This window comes from Pontibacter burrus, assembly GCF_010686685.1.
GTDB lineage: Bacteria > Bacteroidota > Bacteroidia > Cytophagales > Hymenobacteraceae > Pontibacter > Pontibacter burrus.
In genome coordinates this window covers 651,000-666,978 of the sequence record NZ_JAAGWD010000001.1, presented here as the reverse complement: position 1 = coordinate 666,978, position 15,979 = coordinate 651,000, and the positions used below count along the sequence as shown (strand labels likewise).

The following is a 15,979-nucleotide window of genomic DNA, read 5'->3' as shown; positions in this document are numbered from 1 at the left end:
AACGTTTTTTCAGATCCTATGAGTTTTATGCCAGCAGAAGATATTGTATACCTGGACCGCGTGAAGGCGAATCAGCAGAAAATAAAGCAGGTTTTCAGTGAAGTAGGGAAAGTAGTTGTAGGCCAGCAATACATGGTTAACCGCCTGCTGATCGGTTTGTTTACCGGCGGACATATTCTGCTGGAGGGTGTACCAGGCCTGGCAAAAACACTTACCATTAACTCGCTTTCCAAGGCCTTGCGTTTAGATTTCCAGCGCATCCAGTTCACTCCGGACCTGCTGCCATCCGACCTGATCGGGACGATGATCTACAACCAGAATGCCTCTATGTTTGAGGTGAAGAAAGGTCCAATCTTCGCCAACCTGATACTTGCCGACGAAGTGAACCGCTCACCGGCCAAAGTGCAGTCGGCGCTGCTGGAGGCGATGCAGGAAAAACAGGTAACTATAGGCGAAACCACTTATAAGCTGGACCTACCCTTCCTGGTACTGGCTACACAGAACCCGGTAGAACACGAAGGAACCTACCCGCTCCCGGAAGCCCAGGTAGACCGTTTCATGATGAAGGTGTACATCGACTACCCTAAAAAGTCGGATGAACTGGAGATCATGCGCCGTATGGCTAACATGTCGTTCAACGATACCATTAATACGATTCTTTCCAAAGAGGACATCTTCCACATCCGGAACGAGATAAACCAGGTGCAGCTCTCCGAAACACTGGAGCGCTACATTATTGAGTTGGTTTTCGCCACCCGCCGCCCTGCCGAATACGACCTGAATGAGTTTGCGCCTTACATTCAGTTCGGTGTGTCGCCGCGCGCCAGCATTGCCTTAAACCGTGCCGCCCGTGCCCTTGCCTATTTCGACGAACGCGATTATGTACTGCCTGAGGATATCAAGGAAGTAGCGCACGATGTGATGAACCACCGTATCATCCTCAATTATGAAGCGGAAGCCGATGGCATCAAGACCAAGGATTTTATAGAAGCGATCCTCCGTAAGGTTCCTATCAGTTAAAAACAAGAGTATAGTTTCTCCATTGTCATCCCGAGCGTTAGCCGAGGGATCTTATATGCCCTATAGTTTCCTTTTGCCACCTTTTGCTGGCGTGAGCGTCCTCGCTCGTGTCTAACTATAGGGTTGGTTGAGTCTCCTGACTCAACTGGGCTGTAAGGACAAGATTGCGTTAAGCGTTTGCTATAGTTGGTAAGCAGTTTGTGCTATAGTTGACTATAGTTGCACCTTGACACAAGCAGTTCGTGCTATAGCCACCACTTATCCTGGGAGCTCTACCAGCCTATAGTTTTATAGTTGCCTTGGTGCGCTCACGGCCGCGAGGCCCCGTCTTCGGGCATCGCGCTGCTGCCTTCTTGCTACCCTCCTGCGTCGGGTTGCCTACCGGCACCGCAACAAGGCAAAGGCGCTCAACCCAAAGACTGAGATCTTTCGATAGCTATAGTTCTTATAGTTTGATGAGCTATAGTTCTGTCGCTTTATCGTGGTTATAGTTTCGAACGGCAGGCTGCGCCTGCCTGCTCGTGGTTAGTAACTATAGCACGATAGCGCAATTGTAACTATAGCCAAAATTCCCCTCTTGGGAGGGGTAGGGGTGGGTTAGAATGCCAACTATAAAACTACAGCTCAAACTACTATAGCAATTGCAGAAAATTCCCCCTTTGAAGGGGGCAGGGGGATGACTAACCACACCTATAAAACAGGAATCTAAACTATAGCTATTGCTGAAATTGTCCCCTTGAGGGGACTATAGGGGTGTTAAATCAGTAACTTAGAACGATAGCCAATCTCCTTCCCCTGTTTTGGGGTAGGGGCCCTCGACAACAGGGGAAGGTTGGGAAAGGGTGAAACTATAGCTTCCAAACTATAGCCAAACCTCAAATCCTGAGGATCAGAAAAATCCCCCTTAACCACTGCCCACATCCCAACGCTCCTCTATCCGTACTAACTAACTCTTAAATCGAAAAGAAAGAAACATGCTCGGGAAATTTTTCAAGTTTTATATGCTTAGTAAGCTACTCGGGGCCAGTGGCAGCGGACGTACAGGCGGCAAAGGTGGCTGCGGAATGGGTTTTGGCTGCCTGGTGCTTGTGCTTATAGTGATAGTTGCCATTTTTGCCATTCGGTCCTGCAACGACGGTGCTCCGGTAACAGACTTCTAACTATAACTATAAAAATGAAACCCGCCGGGATACAGCGGGTTTCGAGCAGCGCGGGAGACTAATCCGGCTGCGGATGGTTGCCACGATGTTTCTCACCCATACATGTGCAACCAGTTTTTGAGGGCAGGATTGATGGAACAAAACTAGAACTACAATATTAGCTGCAGATTAATGAAAGGTTATTTATATGTTAAAAGCATATACTCTTCCCTATTTTATCAATCAGTAATTCCAGCTTTTCTAAACCAACCCGGTACGCCCACACACCAAAAACCACACATTCGTTTGTTAATCAACTATTTAATCCAACATCCTGCACGTTAATGCAAACTTAACTTCCTATTAATAATGAGATAATATAGCCCGTCTACCTTTGTCGCATCAAAAAAGACTATAACTAGTTATGCGACAAATTCTCACCACAGTTCTATTTTTCCTGTTTACCTCCTTTATAGGATTGCAAGCCCAAACTGGCAGTATACAGGGTATCGTGAAAGACGCTGATACCAACGAAGAGATCATCGGCGCAATCATAAAGGTGCAGGGAGCCGGCCTCGGAGCACCTTCTGATGTTTCAGGGAATTTCCGTATCAACAATGTAAAAGAAGGGACCTATACCTTAGAGATAAACAGTCTTTCGTACACGCCAAAGATAATTACCGGCATAACTGTTTCGTCAGGCAAAGCAGCCATCGTAAATGTTACGATGGAACAAAGTGCCTCGCAGCTATCAGAGATAGTTGTAACCGCTAAAGGAAACAGGGAAACAGAGCAAATTCTCTTTTTAGATCAGAAAAAATCAGTCATAGCAACACAGGCAATCGGTGCACAGGAACTCTCCCGTAAAGGCGTCAGCGATGCTGAAGGCGCAGTTGCCAAGATCTCAGGTATTTCGAAGCAAGCTGGTGTAAAAAACGTGTTCGTCCGCGGGTTGGGCGACCGCTATAACACGACCACCCTGAACGGGTTTGCCATTCCCTCTGAAGACCCTCAGTTCAAGAATATCTCGCTCGACTTTTTTACGAGCGACATGATAAAATCAGTTGACCTGAACAAAGTTTTCTCCGCCTCGATGCATGGGGATGTGGGAGGCGCTTTAATCAATATTAATTCGAAAGAACTTGTTGACGACAATGCTTTTCAGATCGGAATCTCAACCGGAGTAAACAGCCAGGTGCCAGGCAGAAATTTTTACCTTCCCGATGGCATGAATAAACTTGGCTATGCCACCGCATCACAAGGTCCGAAGAACAGGAACGGCCAGGAGTTTGTAACCAATCACTCCTTCAACACATCGCTTGACCCGATACAAAAAAAACCTCTTCTCAACAGCGGCATTTCCTTCTCGGGGGGCAGCCGGTTCCTGGACAAACACCGCTTTTTTGTAATGGGCTCTATGGATAATAAGTACCATTACCAGGAAGGTGTATCCCGTTTAATTACAGCTACCAACCCAGAGAATCCTTTTAAAGATTTTAACTATCAGCAGTCTATGCGCAGTGCCTCTCACATGCTGGCGGGTAACCTGGAGTTCGATCTGAATAACAGTAAACTGAATTTCAATTCGCTGTATCTGCATACAGCCACGGCTGCCGCTTATAGTTTCTATGGCAGGGAAACAGAGAAATTCCAGAAAGCAGAGGATTTTAATTCAGAAGGTCATACCAGGCGCCTGCAAATCAACGACAACTCGGTTTTCATTAACCAGCTTATCTGGAGCGGAAACTTATCTGACAGAATAAAATACAACATAGGGGCTGCAGTAAACCATGTGTTTGGCCAGGAGCCTGACCGCAGAACTTTTATGCTGCCATCCATCGGAAATGGTATGGTGGAGCTTGGTATGGGAGAAGGCAGAAACCAGCGCTTCAACAGTAGCATAACAGAAACAGCTGTTATCCCTAAAGTTAACCTGCAATACGCGCTTTCAACGGACCCGGATAAATTATCCTACATCGAAGTCGGCTATAGTGGCAAGGTAAGTAACAAAACCTTCTCAGCCCCGATCTACAACCTGATCTGGTCTGGTGGGCAGGGCACGCTCCCTACTTTCAGATTAGATGATATCCGCCTCGACCCATACTTTAACCAGGAGAGTTTAGATAATGGCAATTTCAAAATTGAGCACTTCAACGACACGTACGATGTGGAATGGAATAACCATGGTGCCTATGCCGACCTGGTACATAAAGTTGGAGAAAGGCTTACTTTAAATGCAGGCTTACGGGCAGATGATATTAACATGAAGATTAACTATAATGTTAACCGCGGCGCTGATCAGGGGTCTAACACTATAGATGAGCTCTTTCTGTCGCCCAGCTTCAATGCCAAATACGAGCTCGACGATAAAAACCATATCAGAACGGGCATCAGCCGAACCTATACCCTGCCTCAGGATAAAGAGGTATCGCCCTTCACTTACCAGGGGATCTTTGGCCCTGAAAATGGTAACCCAAATCTGAAACCGTCGACCAATTACAACTTCGACCTGAAATGGGATTATTACCCTTCAGCAAGTGAGCAGATATCGGTAAATGCTTTTTACAAACACATCCTCAAACCAATTGCACGGGTAGACCAGGGTAACTCAGCAGGCTTAGCAACCTACGACAATATTTCGGATCATGCAGTAGCCGCCGGTATAGAGGTAGAAGTAAGAAAATCGCTGCTAAACCTTGCCGAGAAACATCGCCTGAATGGTGGTCTGAATGCGTCCTACATCCACACGAATGTAAATTTACCAGACTTCTTTGTGCAAAACACCTCTTCTACTTTGGAGGGCGCCACACCTTACATACTCAATGCAGACCTGACCTACAACCTGGTAACCGACAGAAATGTAGACGTCACGTCAGCACTGGTTTTAAACTACCTGAGCGACAAAGTGCACACCATTGGTACACGTGGCTACAACAACCTGATTGAGGAAAGCATCACCACCCTGGACTTTGTTACCGCAGTGGGCCTTAACGAACATCTTAAACTCAGTTTAAAAGCTAAAAACCTCTTAAACCCTGCCTATAAGCTTACCAGAGAAGGTGCCGGCTCAGATACAAAAGGGCAAAGCGTTACCATCGGCAGCTATAAAAGAGGGGTTCAATTCGACTTTGGTATGACCTACCAGTTTTAACAATTAGATAAAACTCCCTTCATACTCAGTTAATCTTCCAATTCTAAATTCGCATAAACAATTAAGAAAAAATGAAAAAGACATTCCTTTACCTGCTGCTGCTTCCGCTGGGATTATTCTCTTGCAAAGATGATGAAGGTACAACCCCGGAACCTAAGGCTGGCATCAACAGTGAGTTGAGCGGTGACATTTCTGCTGATGTGACCCTTGATCCAAAAGTAGAGTACAAATTAACTGGCCCGTTGCTAGTGGTTAACGGCGGTAAGCTCCGGATCCCGGCAGGTACGGTTATTAAAGCTGAAAAAGGATTTAACAAATACATTCTTGTTGAGCAAGGAGGGCAAATCTTTGTTAATGGTACAGCCGATAAACCAGTAAAAATAACATCTGCAGCGGCTAACCCTTCTCAGGGCGACTGGGGTGGTTTGATCATTAACGGTAAGGCAAGGCTTTCCGGCCCGGCTGGCAAAGTTACCACCAGCACCACCGAAATTAACCCGGCTGTTATTTATGGTGGCGACAATAACAGCGACAACTCAGGCTCAATCGAATACCTTATCCTGGAGTATACGGGCGCAAAATCCTCGGCTGATATTGAACACAATGGCTTAACGCTAAATGGCGTGGGTAGCGGCACAAAAATCGAGAACGTTTACATACCATACGGTGCTGACGACGCTATTGAGTTTTTTGGCGGTTCCGTAAACGTGAAGAACCTGCTGGTGGTAGACTCTGATGACGATATGTTCGACGTAACACAGGGCTGGTCGGGCACGCTGGACAACGCTTATGGCGTTTGGAAAGCTGGCTATACCAGTACGGAGTCTGACCCAAGAGGTGCTGAGCTGGATGGAAACCTGGATGGCAACACTCCGGGCGATGTGAACCAGTCTAACTTCACCTTCAAAAACATCACGATCGTGAACGAGTCTACTTTCGAGATGCAGGATGCTGTAAAAGTACGCAGAGGCGCTAAAGCCAATATCACCAACCTCCTGGTTAAAGGCGGTTCTGTAGCAGACCTGATCGACCTGACTGACGGAAAAGGCAATGGAAATGCGAACACCGTTATCGAGTATCATCATACTGGTGTAACAGTTAAAGGCCAGGTAGTTAAAAACCCTGACAACGCTAACATTAAAGCTAACAGTGCGAACACCGGCGCGAACACTTCAGTATTTAGCTGGACCGATTACAGATTCTAGACAGAATTGACAACTATATTGGGGCTGCTACAAAGATATCTTTGTGGCAGCCTTTTTTGTGCTTAAGGGTATAAGCCAGGTTTATACCTCTCAGCTGAGGTGGCACCCAGTGCCCAGTATTGGTAATATTAACTTAACTTTGAGCTAACAAACAAGTAACATTAACATTCGAATTTTGCACATCCTGAAGCAACACAACTCTTTAACTTTTTGTGTTGAAGGTTTTTATGTTTCGGGGAGCTGTTTTTCTGTTATGCCTTGACTAAGCAACAGAAAAAGACGAAGCAGCTAGTAACTTAATCTCACCAAAAATGATTTTTAAAAACCTACTTGCTGTAGCCTTAACTATAGGAGCAGCTTTTGGCTATAGTTTAACTAACCAGGCACAGGCGCAAACTATAGACTCCACACAAACTATAGTGGCAGCAACGCAAACACCGGCAGCCGAAAAAACTAAGAAAAAGTCCTGGTATGATATTATTTCTATCCGCGGATACGCACAGGTAAGGTACAACCGCCTGTTCGAGACAAACGACCAGCTGAAATGCGACCAGTGCGACAGATCATTAGGTGAAAATGGTGGTTTGTTTATCCGTCGGGCCCGACTTGTTTTTAGCGGCAACATTACCGATCGCATCTCATTTTATATACAACCCGATTTGGCATCGTCGGCATCTTCCAGCGCTTTGAACTTTTTGCAGCTGCGCGATGCCTATTTTGACGTAGCCATAGATAAACAAAAAGAATTCCGTTTCAGAATTGGGCAAAGTAAAATACCGTATGGTTTCGAGAACCTGCAATCGAGCAGCACCCGCTTAACCTTAGACCGTAACGATGCCCTGAACAGCGGCATCGCGAACGAGCGTGACCTGGGTATTTTCTTTTACTGGGCGCCTGAAAAAATCAGAGAGCGTTTTAAAATGCTGACTGACGAAGGTTTAAAAGGCTCCGGCGACTACGGCGTTTTCGGGCTTGGTATCTTTAACGGGCAAACTGCTAACAAACCAGAGGCTAATAACTCGCAGCATGTGGTGGCCCGCGTGTCTTATCCATTGCAGGTGGGCAGCAAACAGATTATTGAGCCGGGCTTACAGGCTTATACCGGAAAGTACACTGTTACCCCTGACCAGCTTTCTGCTGGTGTAACTATACCCAATGCCAGCCAGGCTAAAGATGGTTTTATAGATGAGCGTATTGCAGCAACTATAGTTGTATACCCGCAGCCACTGGGTTTTCAGGCAGAATATAATATAGGCCGCGGCCCTGAGTTTGATCCGGCCACATCAACTATAAAAGTAAAAGACCTGCACGGTGGCTACGCTCAAACTATGTACAGAATAGAGTTGGACGAGCAGGTGCTGATACCATTTGTGAAGGTTCAGTACTACGACGGTGGTAAAAAGCATGAGCGCGATGCCACCAGCTATACAGTTTTCGAAACCGAACTTGGTGTTGAGTGGCAGGTGATAAAAAACCTGGAGCTTACTGCTGACTATAGTATAGGCGACAGAACTTCAAGCAACGCCGCAAACCTGAACAACAGGCAGCACGGCAACCGCCTGAGACTACAGGCACAGTTCAGTTTTTAATCAAGTATAGTATGCCTGTTACCTGACGATAGGTGACAGGCATATTTTTTTAAGACACCGAAGCCTCTGTGGGAATGCTATAGTTCGGCAAAACATAACATTCCTGAAAATCTGCGTATCTGAACCTGTTTTCATTTCAAACTAACTTATAGTGAAGTTTAATTTAAAGTGTATCCTCTTACTGGCAGGCAGCCTCGCGCTCTTGGCCACATCTGAAGCGCAAGCACAAACTATACATCAGTCTAAATTTGGCAAAGGGTTGCAGTTTGTTGCCGCCGACTCGTCCTTTAGTCTTAAGCTAGGTACACGCTTCCAGCTGCTGTACCAGGGAGGCAACAATCCGGTTACCAAAAACTGGGACGACCGCTTTCTGATCAGGAGGGCACGCCTGAAATTTGAAGGGTTCGCCTATAATCCGAAACTAACCTATAAGATAGAACTTGGCCTGAGCAACAGCGACATTGGCAGCGACATACCCGAGCAGACGAATAATGCCGATAACATGATACTGGATGCGGTTGCCAAATGGAATTTTGCACCCAACTTTAGTTTATGGGTAGGACAGACCAAACTGCCAGGCAACCGCGAGCGTATCGTCTCATCGCAGAAAATGCAGTTTGTTGACCGCAGCCTGCTTAATTCTCGCTTTAATATAGACCGCGATGCCGGTCTGCAGTTGCATCATGAGCATGAAGCAGGCCGAATGGTGTTCCGCGAAACAGTTTCGATGAGCATGGGCGAAGGCCGTGATATTACCGTGAACAACGCAGGGGGATATAATTATACAGGTCGTTTTGAGGTACTGCCGTTTGGTGCTTTTGAAGATGACGGCGATTATGTAGGTAGCGACCTGGCCCGCGAAAAGACACCCAAGCTGGCCCTTGCAGCAGCATACGATTTTAACCACGGCGCTACCCGCGAGCAGGGCCAGTTAGGCGATTTCCTCAGCCAGAAACGTAACCTGCACACCTTATTTGTAGATGCTATGTTTAAATACAGAGGCTTTTCAGCAATGGCAGAATACGCTGATAAACGTGCTCCACGCAGCCCTGTAGTTTTGGTAAACGATACCGGCGGTGTGGAAGAGACCTTTGTAACCGGCAATGCATTTAACCTGCAGGCAGGCTACCTATTCCCAAGCAATTGGGAACTGGCCGGACGTTACACCACTTTTAATCCCGATGCTGAGACTCAGATCACACCGGAAGACCAATACACGCTTGGCTTATCAAAATATATTGTAGGCCATAGTTTAAAGGTGCAGGGCGATGCTACGCTACGGGATTTTGATGGCACGCGCGAGGCCTACGTGTTCAGGCTTCAGCTGGAGCTTGCCCTGTAGCCTCGGAGCACTTAACAATAACTTAACATTGCTTAACAATATCATAACAACCAAAACTTCCGAAACAGCATTTTTCTCCGTCATTTTGTACCGCTAAACTATAGTTGCCGTAATACTCGGTAACTACTATAGCATTAGTATTTAATACGCGTACAAAACCGATTAAAACTGCTGCTTATGCTGCATATTAAGCCTATAAAAGTTTGCATGGTGCTGCTTGCGCTGGTTGCCACAGCCTGTGGCCCTACGTACGACGAAAATGCAGACTTTACGTTGGAAGGCGATATTTCCATTGATGGTTCTTCTACTGTCTATCCCATAACCGAAGCGGTAGCCGAAGAGTACCGGTATGTTGCCCCTAATGTGCGCACAACTATAGGTGTGTCCGGCTCAGGTGGTGGTTTTAAGAAGTTCTCGCGCGGCGAGATAGATATCAGCAATGCATCCCGCTCTATAAAAGAAGGCGAGGCGGAAGCAGCCCATGAAAACGGGATAGACTATATCGAGCTCTCAGTAGCGTATGATGGGTTAACTATAGTTGTAAATCCGAAAAACACCTGGGCCAAAGATATAACCGTAGCAGAACTTAAAATGCTATGGGAACCTGCCGCACAAAATAAAATTACCCGCTGGAACCAGGTGCGTCCCGAATGGCCTAACCGCCCAATAAATTTATATGGCGCTGGTGTTGAATCAGGAACTTACGACTACTTTACCGAAGCTATAGTTGGCAAGAGCCATGCCAGCCGCGGCGACTTTACAGCCAGCGAAGACGATAACGTTCTGGTACAAGGCGTGTCAGGAGATATTAATGCACTGGGCTTTTTCGGGTATGCATACTACGAAGAAAACAAGGCGCAACTGAAAGCCATACCTGTTGACGACGAAGACGAGAGTAATGGCAAAGGCCCTATTCTGCCATCTCTGGAATCTATAAAAGATGGCAGCTATGCGCCGCTTTCGCGCGCCTTGTTTTTGTATGTAAGCTCCAAAGCTATAAAAAAGCCGCAGGTTGTCAGGTTCATGGATTTTTACTTTGAGAACGCAGGGCCGCTGAGTCGTGAGGTTGGCTTTATTCCGCTACCAGATGAAAAGTATAAGCATGAGCACGAGAAATTTAAGCAGTTTGTGGCAAAACACACCATTAGTGCCACTACAGGCGGTAACACCGATACCACAAAAATTGCTCAATAACATAAACAAACACCGTGAGAGTACAGGAAAAAATAATTGAAGGGTTGTTATGGCTGTCAGCTGTAATAACTATTCTGGTTACGGTCGGGATTATTTGGGTGCTATTATCCGAGTCGCTTACTTTTTTTGAAGAGGTATCTATAGTTGATTTTTTAACAGATACACAGTGGACACCCCTTTTTGCCGATAAGCACTTTGGTATTCTGCCGCTGGTTGCGGGTACCATGTTAACTACGGCCATCGCTATAGCTGTAGCATTACCAATCGGGTTAACTATAGCTATTTATCTGAACACATATGCGCCACCAGCCTTCCGGGCAACTATAAAACCGATGCTGGAGATACTGGCAACTATACCAACAGTAGTTTATGGCTTCTTCGCCCTTACTGTGGTTACGCCATTCCTGCAGAGTTTCATCCCTAACCTGGCTGGTTTTAACTCCCTTTCAGCAGGTATGGTAATGGGTATTATGATCATTCCGATGATCTCATCGCTGAGCGAAGATGCTATTAGTGCGGTGCCAAAATCGTTGCGAGAAGGGGCCTATGGCATGGGAGCGACCAAGTTTCAGACGGCGTTTGGGGTGCTGGTTCCGGCCGCTTCGTCAGGTATCCTGGTCTCTATCATCCTGGCTATCTCCAGGGCAGTTGGCGAAACCATGCTGGTTGCCATTGCCGCCGGCCAGCAGCCGCGCTTAACAGCAAACCCATTGGTGCCCATCGAAACGATAACAACTTACATTGTACAAGTAAGCTTAGGCGATGTACCGCACGGCTCGCTGGAATACCGTACTATTTTCGCAGCAGGTTTAACCCTGTTTGTATTTACGTTTACGCTTAACAACATCAGCTTCTGGATCAGGAAGAAATATCAGGAAAAGTATGACTAACTCGGAGCTAAACAGATTAAAAGACAAAGCCTTTCAGGGGTTTGGCATCTTCTGCACCCTGATCGGTTTGGTGGTGCTGGCTATTTTCCTGCTCAACATTCTGATAGACGGACTTGGCCGCATCGACTGGAATTTCCTGAACAACCTGCCATCTCGCAGAGCAGAAAGGGCAGGTATTTATACCGCTTGGATCGGGACACTCTGGGTACTGGTACTATCGTCGCTGATCGCATTTCCGTTAGGTATCTCGGCAGGCATTTACCTGGAAGAGTATGGCAAAAAGAACAGGTTGGCTTCGTTTCTGGAGGTTAACATTTCTAACCTGGCCGGAGTACCATCTATTATCTATGGCTTACTTGGCCTGGAAATATTTGCCCGCATGATGGCACTGGGCGGAAGTTTGCTGGCCGGCTCGCTTACCTTAGCTTTGCTGGTGCTTCCGATCATTATTGTTACCACCCGCGAATCTATAAAGGCCGTACCGCGCAGTATACGTGATGCCTCTTACGCTTTAGGTGCATCTAAGTGGCAAACTACCTGGTATCAGGTGCTGCCAGCTTCGTTTGGCGGTATCCTTACGGGTGTTATCCTTGCTTTATCCAGAGCAGTGGGCGAAGCTGCACCACTGATCGTGATTGGTGCACTGGCTTATGTGCCGTTTGCTCCAAGCTCCCCGATGGATGAATTTACCGTACTGCCAATCCAGATCTTTAACTGGATATCGAGGCCGCAGGCTGCTTTTGCAACCAATGCTGCTGCAGCTATAATCATATTACTTTTTATTACCTTTATGCTTAACGGTATTGCCGTATACTTGCGCAACAAGTGGCAGAAAAAAGTTAAGTGGTAAACTATACTCATGAGTAAGAAGAACTATAAACTGGAAGCCAAAAGCCTGAATGCATACTATGGCAACTTCCATGCCCTTAAAGACATTAACATTGCGATGGAGGAGAAGGCTGTTACAGCTTTCATTGGTCCGTCCGGCTGCGGTAAGTCTACGTTTCTGCGCACTCTTAACCGCATGAACGATTACATCGACGGTTTTAGAGTAGAAGGTGAGATTCTGCTGGACAACCGCGATATTTATGGCAAGGATGTACGTGTGGATGAGCTCCGCAAAGAAGTGGGCATGGTGTTCCAGAAGCCGAACCCTTTCCCGAAAACTATATTCGAAAACGTGGTTTACGGATTGCGCATCCAGGGCATTAAAGACAAGCGTGTACTTGCCGAAACTGCTGAAACTTCGCTGCGCCAGACCGCACTTTGGGATGAAGTAAAAGATAAGCTTGATAAGTCGGCGCTCGCGTTATCGGGCGGGCAGCAACAGCGCCTTTGCATTGCCCGTGCGCTGGCTATTTCGCCTTCGGTTATCTTGATGGATGAACCTACCTCGGCCCTGGACCCGATCTCCACAGCCAAGATAGAGGAGCTTATTTACGAACTGAAGAAAGACTATACCATTGTTATAGTTACGCACAACATGCAGCAGGCAGGACGCGTAAGCGACCAAACGGCTTTCTTCTACATGGGCGAACTGGTGGAGTTCTCTAAAACCAAGATCATGTTTACCAGCCCTAAACACGAGCGCACACAGAACTATATTACAGGCCGCTTCGGGTAAAAGCCTGTTCTCTCTGGCAAGTATAGTAAAGGCTAAAATCTAAAACAGAAGTTAAATAATGAACCATATAGATCTAGAACTGGAGCGCCTAAAGTCGAAGCTGATGGACATGTGGGACCTGGTAGAGTACCAGCTGCAAAGCGGCCATGAGGCCATGCTGAAGGCAGACCATGAGCTGGCAGCTAAAGTAGTGAAGCTTGGCAGAAAAGTGAATAACTATGACGTGAAGATAGACAGCATGTGCGAAAACCTGCTGGCTCTATACACGCCTGTTGCCGTAGACCTGCGCCTGATACTAGCTACCCTCAAGATAAACGCCAACCTGGAGCGCATCGGTGATACAGCGGAAGGCATATCCATGTTTGTACAGCAACAGGAACGCCCGTTCTTACCCGAACTCCTCGAAAAAACGAACACATACGCAATGTTTACAGAGGCCATTGCCATGTTTGCTGATTGCCGCAAAGCCTATAAAGCCAGTAACACAGAACTAGCCCGCACCGTCATCAAGCGAGATAAGATGCTAAACAAGATCTACCGCAAATCAGATGATGTAGTGGCCGCTTATCTGCAGATTTACCCTGAGTCTATTAAAGAGTGCCTGGCCCTACTTTCGATCATAAAAAAAGTGGAACGAGTTGGTGATCAGATTACCAACATTGCTGAAGAGATCATCTTCTACCGCGATGCCAAAGTGGTGAAGCACAAATCAAAAAAGAAGAAGAAAGCTAACGGCAACGATAATAGCGAAAACGCTTAAGCTGCAAACTTTAGAAACAGGAAGAGCTGCCCGCAAAGGCAGCTCTTCCTGTTTCTGATAACTATAGTTTTATACGTTATTCGGATAGCGCTGGTAGTGGATTTCGGCCACACGGCGCTGCAGCTCTTCCCGAAGATCATCGATATTCAGCTTGTTGGTTGCCGAGATGAAAAGTGCCGGTGCATGTATCTTTGCCATGTACGTAGCTTTCAAATCATCGAGGGCCGGCAACACTTCATGGCCTTCTTCCTGCATTTCCTGCTCGCGTTTCTGCAGGTAAAGATCTACTTTATTAAATACCAGCAACACAGGCTTGTCTGCTGCTTTAATGTCTTTCAATGTATCGTTTACCACTTCGATATGCTCTTCAAACGACGGATGCGACACATCTACGACATGCACCAGCAGGTCCGCTTCACGGATCTCGTCCAAGGTAGATTTAAATGCTTCAATCAGCTTGGTTGGCAGCTTACGGATAAACCCTACTGTATCAGAGAGCAGGAACGGGATATTATCCAGCACTACTTTCCGAACGGTGGCATCAACAGTAGCAAACAGCTTGTTTTCAGCAAACACATCCGACTTTGAAAGCAGGTTCATGATCGTGGATTTACCTACGTTGGTATATCCTACCAGCGCTACACGCACCATTCCCGTACGGGCCTTGCGCTGCTCAAAGTTCTGCTTCTCAAACTTCTTCAAACGTTCACGCAGCAAGGAAATTTTATCACGCACAATACGGCGGTCGGTTTCAATTTCCGTTTCACCAGGGCCTTTCATACCAATACCACCTTTTTGTTTTGATAAGTGGGTCCAGAGATTGGTAAGGCGGGGAAGCAGGTACTGGTACTGAGCCATCTCGACCTGGGCATGTGCCTGGGCAGTTTTGGCACGAAGCGCGAAAATATCCAGAATAAGCAGGCTTCGGTCCACGATTTTTACCTGCAGTTCGTTCTCAATATTACGTACCTGCGACGGGCTAAGGTCATCGTCGAAGATAACCATATCCACGTTATGCTCTTTTACAAAAGCTTTTATTTCTTCCAGCTTTCCGCTCCCTACAAAAGTGGCGCGGTCCGGTTTCTCTAGTTTCTGCACGAAGCGCTTTATCGTTTCGGCACCGGCGGTTTCTGTTAAAAAAGCAAGCTCATCGAGGTACTCTTTTGTCTGTTCATCGGTTTGGCGGTAGCCAGGCACGGCCACCAGCACGGCAGTTTCCTGCGGTTTAGCGGTTTCGTAAAATTTCTTTTTACCCATTAATTATTCATTAAACGTCATGGTGTATGCGGCCAGTTCTTCTATCTCCTGTTCGCTTAGTTTTCTCCCATAGCCAGGCATCATGCCGCGGCCGTTGGCAATTACCAGTGCACGGTCGTTCTGGTTAAGCTGGCTCCGGGTAAGGTTTGGTGCACCGCTCAGGCCATTTGTACCATCTTGCCCGTGGCAGTTGGAACACTCGTTTACGTAAATTTCTTTCGCATTGGCTAAAGCCGTATTGTTCATCGACGCTACAATATATTCCTTTGTACTGCCTGCTTCGGCAGCGTCGGTTTCAGGAGTATCTACACTGGTTAGGCTCCTGTTATTATTTTGCTGCATGGTCAGGCTATCAGATTCTGCTACGCCATACACATATGCAAAAATAAGCAGGGCAAGCACTGCCAACACCTTGTTATTCCGCCTCAGGCCAACTATACCCAATGGCACAGCAATGCTTACCAGTACAATTTTCGTGATCAGCCAGACAGGTGCCCCGGTATAGTTAAAAAACAGCCATCCGCCTGTAACCAGTACAAGTGTGCCCAACACCATTTCCACTACTTTAGTTTTGTTTCGCACTCGGGTCAACACATCTTGCTTGTTCAGCAGCAGCAATATTACTTTATAGGTAAACAGCAGCAGAAACAAAACTACTATCAGTACATGCGAATGCAAAAAAGACGTGATAGGCATAAAGCGGGTTTAAAGCCAAAAGGTTTGGAAGAAAGTGTGCAATTTAGGGTATTTTTTCAGATGATAGTGCTATTTTAGGTAACTTGCCACGTTTAGGAGCGCAGACAACCAC

Annotated in this window: 13 protein-coding genes; 11 read left to right on the top strand and 2 right to left on the bottom strand. The window is 46.7% G+C overall.

Annotation, left to right across the window (positions count from 1 at the left end):
• Positions 1-27: 27 nt before the first annotated feature.
• From GXP69_RS03050 to phoU, 11 genes are all read left to right on the top strand, one after another.
• Positions 28-1,020 carry an AAA family ATPase gene (locus tag GXP69_RS03050; protein ID WP_163912223.1) on the top strand — a complete coding sequence of 331 codons (993 nt, stop codon included), beginning with the start codon at positions 28-30 and terminating at the stop codon, positions 1,018-1,020.
• Positions 1,021-2,021: 1,001 nt separating this feature from the next.
• Positions 2,022-2,180: a hypothetical protein gene (locus tag GXP69_RS18935; RefSeq protein WP_204281886.1), complete on the top strand. Its 159-nt coding sequence runs from the start codon at positions 2,022-2,024 to the stop codon at positions 2,178-2,180.
• A 403-nt stretch (positions 2,181-2,583) separates the two neighbouring features.
• A complete protein-coding gene (locus tag GXP69_RS03045; protein ID WP_163912220.1) occupies positions 2,584-5,310 on the top strand; it encodes a TonB-dependent receptor in 2,727 nt (908 codons plus the stop codon).
• A 71-nt stretch (positions 5,311-5,381) separates the two neighbouring features.
• Positions 5,382-6,515, top strand: a complete 1,134-nt coding sequence (locus tag GXP69_RS03040) for a hypothetical protein (RefSeq protein WP_163912217.1) — start codon at positions 5,382-5,384, stop codon at positions 6,513-6,515.
• A gap of 311 nt (positions 6,516-6,826) precedes the next feature.
• Positions 6,827-8,104: a porin gene (locus GXP69_RS03035; protein ID WP_163912215.1), complete on the top strand. Its 1,278-nt coding sequence runs from the start codon at positions 6,827-6,829 to the stop codon at positions 8,102-8,104.
• Between the two features lie 151 nt (positions 8,105-8,255).
• On the top strand, positions 8,256-9,446 hold the full coding sequence (locus tag GXP69_RS03030) for a porin (protein ID WP_317164556.1): 1,191 nt from the start codon (positions 8,256-8,258) through the stop codon (positions 9,444-9,446).
• Positions 9,447-9,623: 177 nt separating this feature from the next.
• Positions 9,624-10,640, top strand: a complete 1,017-nt coding sequence (locus tag GXP69_RS03025) for a PstS family phosphate ABC transporter substrate-binding protein (RefSeq protein WP_163912212.1) — start codon at positions 9,624-9,626, stop codon at positions 10,638-10,640.
• Positions 10,641-10,654: 14 nt separating this feature from the next.
• Positions 10,655-11,530 carry a phosphate ABC transporter permease subunit PstC gene (gene pstC, locus GXP69_RS03020; RefSeq protein WP_163912209.1) on the top strand — a complete coding sequence of 292 codons (876 nt, stop codon included), beginning with the start codon at positions 10,655-10,657 and terminating at the stop codon, positions 11,528-11,530.
• Entirely contained in the window at positions 11,523-12,380 is an 858-nt protein-coding gene (pstA, locus tag GXP69_RS03015) for a phosphate ABC transporter permease PstA (RefSeq protein WP_163912206.1), read from the top strand. Before pstC ends, pstA begins: the two co-directional genes overlap by 8 nt.
• A 9-nt stretch (positions 12,381-12,389) precedes the next feature.
• Positions 12,390-13,154 carry a phosphate ABC transporter ATP-binding protein PstB gene (pstB, locus tag GXP69_RS03010; protein ID WP_163912203.1) on the top strand — a complete coding sequence of 255 codons (765 nt, stop codon included), beginning with the start codon at positions 12,390-12,392 and terminating at the stop codon, positions 13,152-13,154.
• Between the two features lie 58 nt (positions 13,155-13,212).
• Positions 13,213-13,914 (top strand): phosphate signaling complex protein PhoU, encoded by a 702-nt coding sequence (gene phoU, locus GXP69_RS03005; protein ID WP_163912200.1) that lies wholly within the window; start codon positions 13,213-13,215, stop codon positions 13,912-13,914.
• 69 nt (positions 13,915-13,983) lie between these two features.
• Here phoU and hflX read toward each other — a convergent pair whose 3' ends face one another.
• Together hflX and GXP69_RS02995 are read right to left on the bottom strand one after the other, a co-directional pair.
• On the bottom strand, positions 13,984-15,171 hold the full coding sequence (gene hflX, locus GXP69_RS03000; protein WP_163912197.1) for a GTPase HflX: 1,188 nt from the start codon (positions 15,169-15,171) through the stop codon (positions 13,984-13,986).
• 3 nt (positions 15,172-15,174) lie between these two features.
• Positions 15,175-15,867: a c-type cytochrome gene (locus GXP69_RS02995; protein WP_163912194.1), complete on the bottom strand. Its 693-nt coding sequence runs from the start codon at positions 15,865-15,867 to the stop codon at positions 15,175-15,177.
• Between the last annotated feature and the right edge of the window lie 112 nt (positions 15,868-15,979).

Bases quoted from the DNA above. Each gene is read 5' to 3' on its own strand.
- GXP69_RS03045 (WP_163912220.1), top strand. From the start codon at position 2,584: ATGCGACAAATTCTCACCACAGTTCTATTTTTCCTGTTTACCTCCTTT.
- GXP69_RS02995 (WP_163912194.1), bottom strand. From the start codon at position 15,867: ATGCCTATCACGTCTTTTTTGCATTCGCATGTACTGATAGTAGTTTTG.
- GXP69_RS18935 (WP_204281886.1), top strand. From the start codon at position 2,022: ATGCTTAGTAAGCTACTCGGGGCCAGTGGCAGCGGACGTACAGGCGGC.
- pstB (WP_163912203.1), top strand. From the start codon at position 12,390: ATGAGTAAGAAGAACTATAAACTGGAAGCCAAAAGCCTGAATGCATAC.
- phoU (WP_163912200.1), top strand. From the start codon at position 13,213: ATGAACCATATAGATCTAGAACTGGAGCGCCTAAAGTCGAAGCTGATG.
- GXP69_RS03025 (WP_163912212.1), top strand. From the start codon at position 9,624: ATGCTGCATATTAAGCCTATAAAAGTTTGCATGGTGCTGCTTGCGCTG.
- pstA (WP_163912206.1), top strand. From the start codon at position 11,523: ATGACTAACTCGGAGCTAAACAGATTAAAAGACAAAGCCTTTCAGGGG.
- GXP69_RS03050 (WP_163912223.1), top strand. From the start codon at position 28: ATGCCAGCAGAAGATATTGTATACCTGGACCGCGTGAAGGCGAATCAG.
- GXP69_RS03040 (WP_163912217.1), top strand. From the start codon at position 5,382: ATGAAAAAGACATTCCTTTACCTGCTGCTGCTTCCGCTGGGATTATTC.
- GXP69_RS03035 (WP_163912215.1), top strand. From the start codon at position 6,827: ATGATTTTTAAAAACCTACTTGCTGTAGCCTTAACTATAGGAGCAGCT.
- hflX (WP_163912197.1), bottom strand. From the start codon at position 15,171: ATGGGTAAAAAGAAATTTTACGAAACCGCTAAACCGCAGGAAACTGCC.